Source organism: Legionella sp. W05-934-2 (assembly GCF_964199965.1).
Taxonomy (GTDB): domain Bacteria; phylum Pseudomonadota; class Gammaproteobacteria; order Legionellales; family Legionellaceae; genus JAFIFT01.
Genome location: NZ_CAXMZT010000003.1, coordinates 234268 through 250533 on the forward strand (window position 1 = coordinate 234268; position 16266 = coordinate 250533).

Sequence of the window (16266 nt, forward strand, 5' to 3'; positions counted from 1 at the left end):
ATGTATCGCCAAGATAGCATTTTCTGAGTCAAGCGTGATTATCGTGATAGATATTTTTCACGTATTATTTGGTGTGTCTCAAACCCTTTTTCTTTTAAAAGAGCAAACGAATCATCAATCATACCTGGGTTACCGCATAAATAGACTAAATCCCTACCAGGATTTACCGCTAAGTCATCAAAGCAATGTTGCACATAGCCGCTTCGTTCAAATTCTTGCAGCTCTGTAGCCTCAACGCGACTAAGGCAAGCACAAAAGGTTACATTGCTGAATTCCTTTGCAAATGCCTGAAATTCATCCGCATAGAGGACCTCATCACGGCGTTGGACACCTTGCAATATGACAACTTCAAGACTCGTGTTGTTTTTAAGCAGGTGTCTTAAGCTCGGTAGCATTGCCCGATAGGGAGTAACACCGGTGCTGGTTGCCACTAGGATCATGCGACCTGGCAACTCCTCTTTTAAGATTAACCGTCCAAACGGACCATTAATATTAATTTGATCGCCAGGATTTAGGTTAAATAACAACTCGGTGCCCGGTCCATTTTCAACATACCCTGCTGCAAACTCAATGCGATTATCGCCCCTTGGCGGATTAGCAACACTATAACTTCTTTTCAATGAATTACCATCCTTTTCAAAATGGATGGTAATGAATTGACCAGGCTTATACTGGAATGGCGGATTATGTTCCGCTGCAAAAATAAAATGCTTAACCTTGGGGGAAAGCATAAACGACTCAACCAGAGTGATAGGAAATGTTTGAACTTTCATAGAATCCGCTTTTATAATCGAACAAATACCCCATATAATAGGGGAAAAAATATGCTTTGCAACCATTGCAGGCTATAATTTAACTATGAACGATGATAGTTTTACTTCAATACTTGTCCATTTGGGTCAATCCGCAGTGCCAGTCCAAGCGTTAGTCACGGGCTTTGGTTATCTTTTGGGTATTATTTTTTTCATGATTGGTATCCAAAAATTAAAAATCATAGCCGACTACCGAGCCCGCTCATCCTCTCATTTACCCATGCTTGTCCCCGTTGCTTATTTCTTAGGAGGAGCAGCGCTCATCTATATCCCCGGTGCCATTAAAACAGCGTCAGCGACAGCTTTTGGCGCTGATAATCTTCTTGCTTATCAAAAAGTCAACCCGTTTGATGTTCTTGGAGCCATGGTGATAATCATTCAAACAGCTGGCGTCATATGGTTTGTCCGCGGAATTTCCTTATTGGTGAATGCCAGTAACCCAGGAATTCAGCATGGTGCAAAGGGGTTTACTTTTTTAATTGCAGGGATTTTAGCCCTCAACTTCGAGGCAACCTTCTCAACCATAGACACCATGTTTGAATATATTTCATCTTACACCTTGGCATTTAAAGGTAGTATGGGGTATTAAAGATAGTACTTTTTTGATTTGCGACACATGATGTTTGCAGTGCTTCTGAATATTATAAATGACCAATAACGTGTTGATGTCTCGACACTATCTTTTTGGATAGGTCGCATAACAAGGTTGAAACACCCAGGCTTACTCGTTATCACCCGAGAAGGTAGCCTTTGCGTTGGGTTGTGCACCAGCAAAACTGCTTGCCGCCCCTTTGATTTTGCCAATCCCTTGTTCCGCATAGCCTCCTAGCTTCGAGTCGATGGCTTGCGAGGCTTTTTGTGTCGCACCCGCGCCCTCTTGGACTTTTTGTTGCGCTTCTTGACCCCATTGGGCTGTCTCTTGTCCAACTGATTCAGGTGGTCCTCCAATAAAGCGTAATACTTTATCAGGCAGCATCGTAATCAAACTAAAGGATTTTTGTACCATAATCATATACATGGTGGTATACATCAAAATCACAAAGAAGAAACCATAAATGCCAGCCCAACTCGTATAACCTTTTGGATTAATCGTCCCTGCTAAGCTCTGAACCGTTGACGTATCGTTAATCTTCTTTGTGGGATCTCCAAAGCCATAATTACCCTGACTTGAGGTAGTTAAAAAGCCACCACCGGTATCGCTTCCTAATATAAAATTGGCGACATTTTGATACCCTGCATTGAGTATCCAGACAGCGACATAGGATAAAGCGATAGCCGTGATATAACCAATAATCATCATGGCAGGGCGCAAGAAAACATTCAATAAAATCATCAATGCTTGCTCGCCTCTTCCTAAGGCGGCATCCCCTTCTGGGTGAGTAATTCCTAAAGCAACAATTGGTCCAGCCACCATTGCTTCAATCACAGCCATCAACCAGGCTATCGAACCAAATGTAAAGATCATATAGGGCATAAAAGGAATATAATAGGCCGTTATAAAGCCAATGGATACCATGGTGCCAAGCCATGCAAATAGTAAGGGGAACGTTAGGGCAATGATTGCAAAAATGACCCCACCGACATAGGGAATAGCCGCAATCAGTGAAACTTCGATTAATAAAATCCATAGGTCGCCGGCAAAATTGATGTATTGCGTTCCCATATTAGCAAGGGCCACTATTGGATTGGCGTTCGGTTGCTCAATAATAGACACCCCTTGCTTAAATATCTCAGCGATTCCCTCCAGCGGCAATGATATGAATGCAAATATAACCGTATCTAAAAGTTTAGATATCAAATCCAAGAAAAAGTTTAAAAATACTCGAATCATATCATTATAAAATAAATTCCCAAGTAAGCGGCCAACACAACCTAGCAACGGAACATGGCCGCAACTAAAGTTTTGTGAAGGCAAGTAGAGTAAACTACCGTCCAAATCGATTTTAATTTGCAAATTAAACGAAGGTGGCTTAAAACCAGGCTGATCAGGCAATTGCACTTTAAGCGAATTGGTAATAAATCCAAAAACTGTGGCACTTTGTTGTCCTGTAATAGGGCCAGACTCTAGGGCTTTCGCCAACATGGATTTAACAGACTCACCGCCAGATTGACTCGTATTAGGTTGCGGAATGGCTGTCCCCGAAAAAGAAGATGCATCAAAAAGACCCTTAAGCTGATTGATTTGGGTAACATCCGATTGTAGCCAGGTACATAATATTTGATAAGTCCCCGCGCAGGTACCAGCGTTACCAAAAGCACTGGTCATTGTCGATACAGAAAATTTTGACCCATCAAGGCCTGTGTCGGAATCAGTTAGATTACTGCCTGCATTCATGGCAGAGGTATTTAATTGGACTAAGTCCCAAAAATAACTCCCAGCCAAAATCCAGCCTTGTTGTTCGGCTCCTTTAATAAATTCTCTTTCCTTTGAAGCATTTTTTTTGTTAGTGGCTTCTTGGACTAACGTTAAGCTAGGTTGCATCACTGCATTATAATCTTGAACGGCGCCTTGAAATGCCGTGCCATTAAATAATGGGGCGGAACTGGTTGTTGAGCTACTGGCACTCCCCCAACTCACGCATTGATTGTTGGCAATATCATCAGAGGTACATACGTTTCCATTTATACTATAAGGAACACCGTACTGTTCAGTGGCAACCGGGGAAAAAGGTTGCTGGGTTGTGCTCACAGCCGAGGTATTAAGCTGGGGATCATTGCTCACAATTTGCTGGGCAATGGATGCCAAGTCAGTGTACATTTGCTGAATAGCGATCGCTCTAGAAATTTCCATGGTCTGCAGATCACCTGAATTAAGCCCGAGCCCAGCGACACTTCCGGTCGAAAAAGCATTCCAGGTGAGAGAGCCGCATATACCGTTAAGCACTGAGTAGGGAGAAGTTGAGTCCAAATTGGGCAAAGGCATGGTAAAACTTTTCGCAGTTTTTTGGCTAGTTTGAAATGAAACTGCGTTGACAGAACCAACGAGATCCGGGACTTGTGCATTACAAATAGGAGCCATAGTGCTACTCGGTGTACCGTAACAAGGACCAATTTTTTGCGATTTTTGCTCCATCAAGCTCTGACGTTGTTCATATAAGATCTGCTGAATACCAGCCATACAAACTTGTCCAGATAAAATGACAAAAGCACCTTGTGCCACACTCGTACCACCCGCAGTCAGTGAAACCGCCGGTTTCATTTGCGCTTTTATGATGGCGCCACCTTGATTAAGATAGCCTAGTGCCGCATCCCAAATCTTATCCGCTGCACCAACCCCTTGCACCACCACCCACATGATAAACACTTGCATCATGCAATAGCCCGATGCTTTGGGTATTAAAAGAGCAAGACCTAATGTTGAACGAACAGGCACCCAAATTGAAGACCATTTTTGGCCAAGAAACTGGCCTTCTTGCGCTGTGTTCATAGTCGACACAGTCAGTGTGTACATGATGACAATGCCGCCTAATGCTAAAACGGCAGAGTTAAAGACGCCAAACATGGTGCCCATAATTTGAGAACCAGAGCCATGGAGAACACCATCAACGACACCAAAAATATTACCAAGAAAAACGACTGAATAGTCACCAGGCGGAGGTGCAAAACTGAGCGAGCCCCCGCCGGATTGATCTTGTGCGAACAACAAAGCGGGGTAGAATAGCGATAACAGTAATAAGCCCAGTTTCTTCATGATTTTTGCCCTAATAATCCCTCTCGAAACCACTGCGAAAACGAGCATCCTAACTTGCGCTCTTTTATTTGAAAATACCAAAAGTGATAACGAAAGGCTAATGCGACCGCAATTAAGGTAACGGAATAACACAAAAACGCAGCCTGTAAACTGCCATAAAATAAATGATAAAAGCTATATAAAAAAATAAATCCTGCCAGGATAGCCATTAATCGACTCATCCTTATCAAAGCAACCTCGCGACTTTTTAAATCGGCCTCACTCAAATTCATTTCTTTGATTGCTTTATCAAATTGCATCTGGCTACCCGCCCCCTGTTGATTTTGGGGGACAAAGAATCGTTTAAAGCCGTTCCATAAATAGAGACTATAGCCTTTCAACCGATCATAATCCACCCAATAACGAAAGTTAAAGACTCTTCCAAATATCGAACGGATACGGGATTGTTTTCTTTTTTGCATAATCTTTACTATTGTAATAATGAAGCGTTATATTAACTAATATACTATAGTACTAATTGGTTGTATCCTTTACAATGGTAATTTTTAAGTAAAAAAAGAGTAAAATATGCCTGATCTTAGTCAAAAAGCCTCGGCAAAATACTGGTTTGAGTTTATGGACCCTAGTATTTATCGGGTCATAACTTTTATGGAAAGTGTTGAAAATTTTACCCTTGATGGCGATCCCCTCCTTGAAGAAGCCCTTGAAAAATTGGGAAAGGAGCTTGATGATATGGATGGGATAGATGTGAATACCCTGCAAAAACAAGCACTTTTTATTCGCATTGTTGGCAATATTAAAACGGGTCGGGGACTAAGGCTACTACAAGCAATTGATACGGTGCAACCAGGTAGTGCATCACAGGTATTAGTCCATGCAGAAGATACAACATTATCCGATGACGATCCTGCCGGTGTTTTTTTGAAGCGCAACATTGCCTTTGAGCGCTTTCGTCTATTGTCCCGTATTTTTTCTGAAGACAGATTACGCCTAATCACTGAAGCGCTGGAAGGAGAAGATTAATGATTAAACGCTTTTTACCAATGACATCCCTTGTCGCTGTTTTGACACTATCAACACCAATCTATTCTCAAAATTTTTCAAGCGGTGACAGTAACCCTTGGGAAGGAGGCTTCCAAAATTTGGGGCAGTTAGTTTTAAACCTAGGGGGGTATTTGGGATATAATTTAAACTCCCCCCCTACTAATGTTAATAGCAGCTTAATCGAAAATATCTCCATTTCAACACTCTTCTACGGGAATAGTGTTGTATGGTTTTTAGGGTCTCTGCCTGTCAATTCGACCATGGGCCAATTCACACCAAGTGCGGTTCAAGGGATAAGTTCTTATAACGAGTTTTTCAACGCCGTTTTTAACAATGCATCCTATTCCCAAGACCAAAGCAATCAAGGTCGTGTCTCAGTCAATGCCAGTATCGATCAGCAGAATTATCAGAAAGACCCCATTAGCCAAGAGATATTAAATTTGCTAGGAACGCCCAACGATAGTTTCTGCATAAACAACGACCAAACCGTCAACTCTAAATGCCAACCAATGAGCCAAGGGCTCGTTGTCACTCAAGCGTTGGGCACTTTACCAACAGACACAACCGCCTTCTTTAATTTTTCCACGCTGCAAGCTCAATTACCTCAACTTAATTTTAACTCCTTAACTGGACCGCTCGTCTATCAATCTCAAGCACAAAACCAAAATACCACGTCATCGCCAACGCCTTCTAGTGGTAAAAACCCAGGTTTGCTAGCATTAAGTCAAGCACAGGCAGCCCAAAACTTTATACGCAACGTATCAGGAACCATTTTACGGCCAACGCTACCAACTTCTGATTCATATTATAAGCTTATCCAAACAGCGACTAGCTCAAAAAGCACTCAATCAGAGCAGCTCACAGCCAATAAAACATTGAGCACTTATTTCGCCCAACTACATTACTATACTGCGCAAATGTCATTAGGGATAAGTAACTTATATTTCAGCCTAGCAAAGCGCATGCCTCAAACCGCTACCGGCTTACCTCAAAACCCATCATCTCAAGCATTATCCGAATTTCAAATGGCTACAAATCGATTAGCATTAAATCCATCCAATTTACAAGATAACAATACCCAGTGGCTTCAACAAATCAATACCGCTTCACAAGCATCCGTGCAAAAAGAAATTGCCATTTTACTGGCAGAAATCAACTATCAGCTTTATCTCAATCGACAAATTCAAGAACGAATATTGCTAACAAATTCGGCCATCCTGTTAGGCATTGCTAATCAAAACAAACCCGATGGCTCAGCCCTGGGTCAGAATGATTCTTCATCGTCCTCTTAATACACCTAATTAATTTTGGCTGCAGTAAAGTACTGCAGCCAAAATTCACCGGATTAAGGTCATAACCAATTTTAAATAACATCACTAAAAATCATTTGTGCATTAACTTACGTCATGCTATTTTAAAGCTTATGATTGAAAAGCAGTTAACCATTATCAATAAACTCGGATTGCATGCTCGTGCGTCGGCTAAATTCGTTTCGACGGCCAACCGGTTTCAAAGTCAATTGACTGTCAAAAAGGGCAACCAATCCGTCAACGGCAAAAGTATTATGGGCGTCATGATGCTTGCAGCCCCTCTCGGCAGTGATATTGTTCTGATATTCGACGGGCCCGATGAAGAACATATGGCTGAGGCAATGACCTCCCTGATATCCAATAAATTTGGTGAACCTGAATAATCTTCTGGGATAAACTGGATGGACGTATCAATTCTTTTTAAAATTTTTATTTTCCTAGCGTCTGCTTGCGTTATTGTTCCTATTGCCAATCGCTTCCGTTTAAGTTCCGTGATCGGTTATTTGCTGGTCGGTATAATCATTGGCCCCTATTGTTTAGGTATTCTGGGTGATGCAGAAGGCGTCATGAATATCGCTGAGTTTGGTGTGGTGATGATGCTCTTTCTTATTGGTTTAGAGCTCGAACCTTCCATGCTCTGGCGCTTACGCCATGCCATCATTGGCTTAGGCGGCCTCCAAGTCGTACTAACCAGTCTTGCATTCACTGCAATTGGCATTGCTATCGGTTATCACTGGCAAATGAGTCTGGCTATTGGCATGGCGTTGGCATTATCGTCGACGGCCATTGTGTTACAAACCTTGCAAGAAAATAATTTATTAAAAACCATGGAAGGCGAAAGTGCCTTCTCCGTCTTGCTTTTTCAAGATATCGCCGTTATTCCCATTCTGATTATTCTGCCATTATTAGGCCTATCAACTGGCAATCATGCTAACTTGCATACCAATCATTTGCCATGGCATCTCACCGGTTGGCAACTTGCCTTGCTGGACTTAACCACCATCTCCTTGGTCATCCTTTCTGGCCGTTATTTATCTCGCTATTTATTTTTTATTATCGCAAAAACACACTTACGCGAATTATTTACGGCATTTTCGCTAGCATTGGTTATAGGTATCGCGCTGTTAATGTTAACAGTTGGCTTATCACCTGCGCTTGGCGCATTTGTCGCCGGGGTTGTGTTAGCAAACTCGGAGTATAAAAAATCATTAGAAGCGGATATACAGCCCTTTAAAGGGTTGCTCTTAGGCTTGTTTTTTATCACAGTGGGCATGAGCATGAACCTCCCACTTCTGGCAACTCACCCTGGCAAGTTTTTGCTTGCACTGTTTGGGTTAATCAGTGTCAAACTCATCCTATTAATTGCGCTTGCCAGGCTGTTTAAGTTAACCCAATACCAATCGCTAGCATTTGCTTTCTTTTTAGCACAAGGTGGCGAATTTGCTTTTGTTTTATTGCAATATGCACTTAGTTTGCACGTCATCACCCCCGAAGTCAGCCGCTTTTTTACGCTAACGGTGGCTTTATCCATGGCAACAACGCCTTTTGTTATTCTGTTTTACCAGAAATATATTGAGCCTAATATCTTGTTTAATCTCCCAGCCAGTGATTTTGATAAAATCAGTGAAAAACATCCCATTATACTAGCTGGCTATGGTCGGTTTGGCCAAATAATAGGCCGTTTTCTCAATGCCCAAGGAATCCATATAACGGTATTAGAAAAAGATCCTGAACAAATCAAATTATTACGAAAATTTGGTTATCACGCTTGGTATGGAGACGCATCACGACCAGAACACCTTGCCAATGCAGGTGCTGAAAACGCGAAATTATTAATCGTTGCTATCGGAAATGCCACCGTAAATTTGGAGGTTGTCCGACTGGCGAAACAACTCTATCCTAACTTAAAAATCTATGCCCGCGCGCGCAATCGGCGCCATGCCTATGAGTTGCACCGCGCAGGCGTCAATTACTTTAAACGAGAATTATTTGACTCTTCCTTAAGTATGGCTGAGAAGATCTTGCGCGATCTTGCCTATTCCCCTGCAGAAATTGAACGAAAAGCGAAGGCGTTTACCAAACATGACAACGAAACATTAGAAAAATCGTTTGAATTTTTCGACCAAGAAAAAGAAATCATTAACTTAAACCAAAAGGCAAAAGGCGAACTTGCGCAGCTGTTAGATGAAGCAGGGCGAATTCAAGAAACTGCAATCTAAAGATAAAATTGAGCATATAATGGCAAGTGATCCGAGAGCATTCGCCAAGGCTTGCCACTTAAACATTGTACCGACGCCACTTGCATTCCCCGGAAATAGATTCTGTCGATACACAAGGAAGGTCGAATGGCTGGGAACGAACGTGCATGATCGCCTTGCATGTAAGAAAAAGCTTCTTCAATACCCAGTTCAACGCGTAATGGTATCGAAAGCTGCTGGCGCCAATCATTAAAATCCCCCGCCATGATTAATGGTTCGCCTTCTGGTACAGTTTCAGCAATCCGAGCCATCAACGCTTTAGCTTGTTCCTTTCGTTCTGCCTTAAACAATCCCAGATGCACACAAAGCAAATGCACGGGTTTAGATACGGTTTCATCAATGTTGACCTGCGCATGCAATATGCTACGAGACGCCCGATTATAGGAGGATAGATTGATATTTTCATGCGAGTCGATGATATGTTGACTTAATATGGCATTACCATGATGACCTGATTGATACACTGCATTTTTAGCGTATAGGTGATAAGGCCAACCGTTTTCTGCCATAAATTCAGTTTGAGGACTTTCTGGCCAAGCTTCGATCCGTTTTTCACGGCGTTTATGTTCCCCTTGGACTTCTTGTAGAAAAATGAAATCCGGCGACATGGTATTTAATGCCTGCCGCATTTCAGGCAATAAGAAGCGCATTCGCCCTACACCAAATCCCTTATGGATATTATAGGTAATGATCGAGAGTTGCTGTTTCGTCATTTCAGTCATATCGTTGATTCAAATAATGGGTTTGATAATTTATTATTTACAAACGAATTATCAACAGCCATTATGATCATAGCGTACTTTTGTGTTTTTAGCAGATACTTTTTCAAGGGTTATCGCTTTTGCATATAATCCCATAAACCCGGTAATCACTATCATGACAGACTTAACCGTTGAAATACCTGGATTCACCATTGCATGCCGAACCTGGGGACATAAAGACAATCCTGTATTAATTGCCCTTCACGGATGGTTAGACAACGCAAATTCATTTAAACCTATCGCGCCTATGCTGTCTAAAAACTATTATGTGGTGGCTATTGATTTACCAGGACATGGGTTATCATCGCACCTGCCCCAAGGGTGTCACTACCATTTTGTCGATGGCATTTTCACCCTATTTGATGCGATAGAAGCATTAGGGTATCGACAGTTCAATCTACTTGGCCATTCCATGGGTGCCTGCTTATCTAGTTTAATGGCAGGTGTTGCCCCAGAGCGAATTGACCAGTTATTTTTAATTGAAGGATTGGGCCCCTTCTCGGCCCCTGAGCAAATGTGTAGCGAGCAATTATCGCGTTATTTAAGCCATCATAATAGCGGTGCTAGTCAGGTTATCCGCCCATACGACACCATCGAGGATGCGGCGAAAGCAAGAGCTAAACGGGGTCATATTTCAGTTGAGTTAGCTAAAATACTGTGTGAGCGAGGCGTTAGCATCTCTTCAGGACAATATATTTGGTGCCATGACCGACGATTAGTCACACCAACCCCCTTGTATTTAACCGAAGGGCAAATTCTAAGTTGCTTAGCTAACATCACCGCCTCAACACGACTGATTTGGGCCAATGAGGGATTTGAATATAATCAAACGATGATGGCCAAACGAATCAAAACTGTCCCTAACCTAAAGCAATACCACCTCAAAGGTGGCCATCACATCCATATGGAACATCCACATGCTGTGGCAGAAATTATATTGGCGAATGAATGAAGTTGCTGGCGTGAAGTCAAGGGCTACTCATTGAGTAGCCCCTCTATCACTCATGATTGGTTGATTAACCATTCTTTGAACAGTTTTCTACTTTGATGGTAACTTGATTGAGTGCATCGATGACATCATCTTGGTTATAGCCCAAATCCTGAGCAGACCAATAGATGCCACAACCGCCTTCATCAAAATTGGAATACGGTGTCCAATAGTCCATGTTTGCTTTAACCATCACATCAAAGGCTTTTTGCGCATCCCAGCCCGGTTTTGTTGCGATTAAATAAAACAATCGATTGAATACACCACTGGAATAGTGCACATCCAACCCACCATAATAGTCATCCGCCGTATTGATTGAAGTGCCATCACGACTTGGGTTATCCATGTAACGTAAAGCTTCTTCGCCAAAAGCGTCTTTGACAATTTCAGATCCAATCATCCAAGTCTCTTTACCGACTGAATAATGTTCAGCAGCCATTGCGGCCATATCTGAGAAAGACTCATTCATGCCACCTGATTGACCAAAGTAGTATAAATCAGAATGTTGCTCAGTAAATCCATGGCTGATTTCATGCGCACCTACCCCTAATGATACCAAAGGATACAACCATGAGCCACCATCACCGAATGTCATTTTCTTGCCATCCCAGAAAGCATTTTCATAGTTTCGGCTGTAATGGACGCGCATTACTAATTGCATGGGAGAACCATCGTAATTGGTTAATACTTCTAAGTTATACCAATCTTTGTACATGTATTTAATAACCATGCCCGCATACATTGCATCATTTATAGGTGAATAAGCGCCATTGATTTCGTCATACCCGTCATTATTAACGCCCGTCCAAAAATAATTTTGCGACAATTGTTGCTCAATGGTGCAGGGGAATGTGGCAGCATCCAACGAATGGGAAGTGCGCCCTTCCATATCAACCACTTTAATGTCAGGCGTTTCCATGAAGCAAGTTTGAGACTCGGCATCCCGCGTAATATCTAAGGCTGGCAATTCTTTACCAAACTCCGTCTTACCAACTTTAACATTACCGCCGAATCCAAGCCCTTTTACCGGTTCATGAATGGTTTTCAGATTATTCCATTGCACAAATGGTTTGAACGTATTGGCATCGATAATAGCCGTTGGACGTGCCGGTATCTTATCGGGATAAGAAATCAATACGCTGACTTCATAGGCCCAATGTGCTTTATTTTTATCATCAATATAAACCATTGGTGTGACTGATTCTTCACTTAACGACTCACCAGCATAGGCCTTTAAAAAGGTTTTCAAAGCAACGTTGGCGTTGCTATGGAACGATTGATTTGGCTCACCCAATTCATTGGCAAGATTTGCATAAAGTCGGCCATTCATCTTAGCAGGCTGCGCTCCGGTTAACGAAAGCTTATCCATTGCTTTCCCATGAAATATGGCATGGCCACCGAATACTTTTACGCCATGATAATATTGCTGATAGCGAGCATGGGTAATTTTGTTTTTGTCGATATGCTTTTTCAAGAATTGAATTGCATTTTTATCCATTTTCAGTTGTTGCGTATCGGCAATCGAAAATTGAGTCCGTATTTGATTAAACGAAGCTTTATGTAAATCGATTTGCGTTGCTGCGACTGATGCGGTTGAAAATCCAATACCTATTGCTAAAGCAAGGGGGGAAAGTTTGAGTGTGTAGTGCATAAAAAACTCCTTGTCATAGTTCTTGGACAGAACTCATAGCCCAATCCGTGTGTTCGATGAACACTTGATATGGCTGAAAAAACTATCACGGTCCAATATACCCAAGTTAATCCAGACCAAACCCAACTAAGCTACCACAAAAAAATTTTAATTAAAACAGCGTTATTCCAACATTTGCGAACAAAATGATGCTCGCATCGATTTCAAAATGATAAAAAGCAAAGGCACTGCTTAACAAAAATGCCACTATCTCATTCGAAACGAAGAATCATTTTGTTTAACTGTTAAATGAAAGACGTTAAATCCGGGTAAATTCAGCCACAAAAATGTCAAATTCTGATTAAGACTAGCAACACCTAATGTTCACAAAAAGTAAATCATTGCGCTGACATTTTTCTTATTATCAACCAACCCAATTTAATTTATAGCACATTCTGAGAAATGCAAACGTTATTTTGTGATTTTTTTCTTCGCATGGGACAAAAAATTACCTCAATTGAATACGGGCATGTGTTTGATCAAAGCCCAGCTTGAATTCAAACGTTACTTGGGTATAATAGGTTATCGATTTTGTAAGTCCTAACCCACTACTATTTGCTATCAATTCATGAGTCATATTACCACTAACATCCAATCAGCTATTGAAAATTTACGTTTAGGCCACCCCGTTGCCTTACCAACGGAAACCGTTTATGGTCTAGCTGCTAATGCTCAAAATGAATCGGCTATTCGGGCGGTATTTACATTAAAAAATAGACCATTGGACCACCCATTAATTCTCCATGTTGCCCCTGAATGGGATCTTACACAGTGGATAACAGATATTCCTGACTATGCAAAAAAATTGATGGATGCCTTTTGGCCAGGGCCTCTGACGTTTGTCCTCAATTGTGATGAGTCTAAAATTCCAGCGCTCGTGCGCGGTGGACAAGCAAGCGTTGCTGTTCGCAGCCCAAATCATCCTGTTTTTTTAGCATGTCTTCGCCAATTTGGTTCGCCGTTGGTTGCGCCATCTGCCAATCCCTATGGAAAAGTGAGCCCAACAACTGCCGAGCATGTAGCGGATAGTTTCACTAACGCATCGTTATTAATTGTGGATGGCGGCCGCTGTGAAATCGGCATCGAGTCGACCATTATTGATGCGCGAAAAGACAATGGATTTCAAATTCTCCGTCATGGGCACATCAAAGAAACGGATATCAATCAAGTCGTTGCAATAGCCACACTTAAATCCGATAATCCGCTAAGAGTATCTGGGCGACTTAACGATCATTATCAACCCCAAAAGCCTTTGTTTACCTTTGAAACGGATGAGCAAAGACAAGTACTGCTTGCCAAACACAATCCGCTTTTATACCTAATCGATTACGAAAACCCAGGACTTATTGAACCAACGTTATTTTTTAAGTGGCCTCAATCTGCTGAACAAGCAGCCTATGAGCTTTATTATCAATTGAGAGTCGCCGACAAATCAAAGGCCTTAGCCATTGCAATTCGTCTTCCTCCTTTGGATGCCAATTGGTCTGCTGTTTACGAAAGAATCTTAAAAGCAAGTCAGAAATAAAACCCCTCAACGGCTCTTTTGAGGGGTTTTCAGGACTTACGAAAAACTCCAAGGTCGAGGCAAAAAAAGTTGTTAAAGTGGGAGTTTAGATTAACTAAATGACCGAATTAAAACACTTATTAACGAAGAGATTGGGGTTTTTCGTAAGTTCTGATTTTAAAATCGGAGTTACTTTTCAATTGTGCGTTTGAAGATGTGCTAGGGAATGTCGCTAGTTACCCGCTTTTTAATCCAAATTGCCAGTCCCATTGTGAAGATGAGCGCTAATAACAATCCTGGCGTCTTCCAGCCAGGACCCGCTACCATCAAAGCATCAGGGCTGTGCCATATTGAAAACGGGATGGCTAGGCAAACATCCATAAGCGCTGAGCCTGCTACCAACCCACAGGCTATAAGCACAGCTCGCTGCATCCGATTAGTGTGGTTGGTTGAGTTTTTACTTTGCTTTGCTAATGCGGATGAGATCCACCTTGCCATCATGCCTCCGAAAAAAATTGGCACGGAGGAACTCATGGGTAAATACATGCCAATGGCAACACCAAGGATGGATAATTTTATCCAGCGCCGTAATTGCAAAAGTTTATCGAGCACAAGGATCCAAACGATAATCCCTGCGCCGATCAATAACGTACTCCAAGGGAGTGTGTGGGTAAAGACAGCCTTGCTGATAGCTGCCAGCAACACCGCCGTTGGTGCTGGTAAAGTTTGACTGACATCCATACTTGCATCCGGCACCACGCCAGCAATCCCATACACATAAAACATCAACTGCATAACCGGTGGTATCACTAACGAAGAAACAAGCACGCCCAACAGTAACATTAATTGTTGCCGCCAAGGAGTAGCCCCAACGAGAAAGCCAACTTTGAGATCCTGTGAGTTATCATTGGCAATTGCAGCAATACCCGTGACAACGGAGCCAATGATGATAGTGATTGCTTCACCTGCCTGCAACTGTTCCTCGTTAAAAGGAAGGGGAAGATGGTGATTCATCCAACTCAATAAACCCCAGGCTGCCATCAACATACCTGCAATCACAACCGAGCTACCAGGGCTGGCGGTCACTCCGACCATTGCTGAAAAATAGGCTGTCATTGCCGAAAATAAAAACCCAATAACTAGCACATAAGCAATGGCCAATACCGTCAATATTAAACTGGCATTATCCGCACCCATCTGGTGAACCGGAAACAAATAATAAAATAGAAAACCCATTAAAACAGTGGTCAATACAATGCCAATCAATAAATAGAATAGGGGAATATCTTGATCAACTCGAGTATAAGGAGACTGTCCAAATCGGCCAATACGACGTAAAGAATGTCTGACATTGTCAAGTAATGGTGGCAATAGCTTCACAAAAGTCCATATGCCTGCAAAAATCATAGCACCTATCCCTAAATAGCGCATATGCTCATTCCACAAGATCGCAGCCGCCTCACTCGCAGAAGTGAATTTGGTTAGATCAACCCATTGGGGACTTAAAATAGGAAAGGCAATAACCCAACTGATTAAAGCGCCAATCAGAATGCTGATGGCCATATCAAAACCAACCAAAAATCCAGCACCAATCATGGTTGCTGAAAATCCCGCTCCCAGGCCCACAATGGATCGACCCGTGATAAACCAGACTTGCCAACTGTTGGCAACGACTTTTAAGCCCACTTGGCAAAGCTCGATCGCAGCACCTATCAAGCCGCCCAAACCGATATCGCTGACCCCTTTACTGGCATCGCTGGTCTTTAAAACTTCGGCAATGGCTCTTCCTTCTGGGAAATTTAAGTTTTTATCATTGACCAAAATTCTTCGAAAAGGAATGGAAAATAACACCCCTAAAACGCCTCCGATTAAGGCAATTAAGCAATTTGTCCAATAATCAAAATGATGCCAATAGCCAATCACGATGAGAGCTGGAATGGTATAGACGATACCACCAGCAATGGCCTCTCCTGCAGAAGCCGCTGTTTGCACACAATTGTGTTCTAAAATAGTCGGTTGTTTAAAAAAACGTAAAACCCCCATGGAAATGATCGCAGCAGGAATGGAGGCCGAGGTTAAAATACCTAGCTTAAGGGCAAGATAGGCATTGGAAGTGGCTAATAGGATGGTCAGCAAAATCGCTAAAACGATCACCCGCAGTGTAATTTCAGGGATTGGGCTTCCTGTCGACTGATGATTTATCATAAA

Annotated in this window: 13 protein-coding genes; 7 read left to right on the plus strand and 6 right to left on the minus strand. The window is 42.2% G+C overall.

Annotated elements, in window-relative coordinates; all coding sequences use genetic code 11:
• Positions 1 to 38: 38 nt before the first annotated feature.
• A complete protein-coding gene (locus tag AB3348_RS04705; RefSeq protein ID WP_367606411.1) occupies positions 39 to 773 on the minus strand; it encodes a ferredoxin--NADP reductase in 735 nt (244 codons plus the stop codon).
• Between the two features lie 85 nt (positions 774 to 858).
• On the opposite strand from AB3348_RS04705, the gene AB3348_RS04710 reads away from it, so the two are divergent.
• The gene (locus AB3348_RS04710; protein ID WP_367606412.1) at positions 859 to 1401 is read left to right on the plus strand and encodes a type IV secretion protein IcmC; all 543 of its coding nucleotides are present in this window, start codon (positions 859 to 861) and stop codon (positions 1399 to 1401) included.
• Between the two features lie 132 nt (positions 1402 to 1533).
• Here AB3348_RS04710 and dotA read toward each other — a convergent pair whose 3' ends face one another.
• Both dotA and icmV read right to left on the minus strand, forming a co-directional pair.
• On the minus strand, positions 1534 to 4503 hold the full coding sequence (gene dotA, locus AB3348_RS04715) for a type IVB secretion system protein DotA (RefSeq protein ID WP_367606413.1): 2970 nt from the start codon (positions 4501 to 4503) through the stop codon (positions 1534 to 1536).
• Positions 4500 to 4964 carry a type IVB secretion system protein IcmV gene (gene icmV, locus AB3348_RS04720; protein ID WP_367606414.1) on the minus strand — a complete coding sequence of 155 codons (465 nt, stop codon included), beginning with the start codon at positions 4962 to 4964 and terminating at the stop codon, positions 4500 to 4502. The genes dotA and icmV overlap by 4 nt, the downstream gene beginning before the upstream one ends.
• A 106-nt stretch (positions 4965 to 5070) precedes the next feature.
• On the opposite strand from icmV, the gene icmW reads away from it, so the two are divergent.
• The 4 genes from icmW (at position 5071) to AB3348_RS04740 (ending at position 9076) form a co-directional block, all read left to right on the plus strand.
• Positions 5071 to 5526, plus strand: a complete 456-nt coding sequence (icmW, locus tag AB3348_RS04725; RefSeq protein ID WP_367606415.1) for a type IVB secretion system protein IcmW — start codon at positions 5071 to 5073, stop codon at positions 5524 to 5526.
• On the plus strand, positions 5526 to 6839 hold the full coding sequence (locus AB3348_RS04730) for a type IV secretion protein IcmX (RefSeq protein WP_367606416.1): 1314 nt from the start codon (positions 5526 to 5528) through the stop codon (positions 6837 to 6839). Before icmW ends, AB3348_RS04730 begins: the two co-directional genes overlap by 1 nt.
• A 131-nt stretch (positions 6840 to 6970) precedes the next feature.
• Positions 6971 to 7240, plus strand: coding sequence for an HPr family phosphocarrier protein (locus AB3348_RS04735; RefSeq protein ID WP_367606417.1), 270 nt, complete (start codon positions 6971 to 6973; stop codon positions 7238 to 7240).
• Positions 7241 to 7258: 18 nt separating this feature from the next.
• Positions 7259 to 9076, plus strand: coding sequence for a monovalent cation:proton antiporter-2 (CPA2) family protein (locus AB3348_RS04740; RefSeq protein ID WP_367606418.1), 1818 nt, complete (start codon positions 7259 to 7261; stop codon positions 9074 to 9076).
• Here the strand turns inward: AB3348_RS04740 and AB3348_RS04745 are convergent.
• Complete coding sequence (locus tag AB3348_RS04745; RefSeq protein WP_367606419.1) at positions 9073 to 9837, minus strand: endonuclease/exonuclease/phosphatase family protein; 765 nt, start codon at positions 9835 to 9837, stop codon at positions 9073 to 9075. The genes AB3348_RS04740 and AB3348_RS04745 overlap by 4 nt on opposite strands.
• 154 nt (positions 9838 to 9991) lie before the next feature.
• On the opposite strand from AB3348_RS04745, the gene AB3348_RS04750 reads away from it, so the two are divergent.
• Positions 9992 to 10828, plus strand: coding sequence for an alpha/beta fold hydrolase (locus AB3348_RS04750; protein ID WP_367606420.1), 837 nt, complete (start codon positions 9992 to 9994; stop codon positions 10826 to 10828).
• 64 nt (positions 10829 to 10892) lie between these two features.
• Here the strand turns inward: AB3348_RS04750 and AB3348_RS04755 are convergent, their stop codons facing one another.
• Complete coding sequence (locus AB3348_RS04755; RefSeq protein ID WP_367606421.1) at positions 10893 to 12515, minus strand: M4 family metallopeptidase; 1623 nt, start codon at positions 12513 to 12515, stop codon at positions 10893 to 10895.
• 607 nt (positions 12516 to 13122) lie between these two features.
• Between AB3348_RS04755 and AB3348_RS04760 the strand changes: the two genes are divergently transcribed.
• On the plus strand, positions 13123 to 14079 hold the full coding sequence (locus AB3348_RS04760) for an L-threonylcarbamoyladenylate synthase (RefSeq protein ID WP_367606422.1): 957 nt from the start codon (positions 13123 to 13125) through the stop codon (positions 14077 to 14079).
• A 198-nt stretch (positions 14080 to 14277) separates the two neighbouring features.
• Here AB3348_RS04760 and AB3348_RS04765 read toward each other — a convergent pair whose 3' ends face one another.
• Positions 14278 to 16263 carry an OPT family oligopeptide transporter gene (locus tag AB3348_RS04765; RefSeq protein WP_367606423.1) on the minus strand — a complete coding sequence of 662 codons (1986 nt, stop codon included), beginning with the start codon at positions 16261 to 16263 and terminating at the stop codon, positions 14278 to 14280.
• Positions 16264 to 16266: the final 3 nt, after the last annotated feature.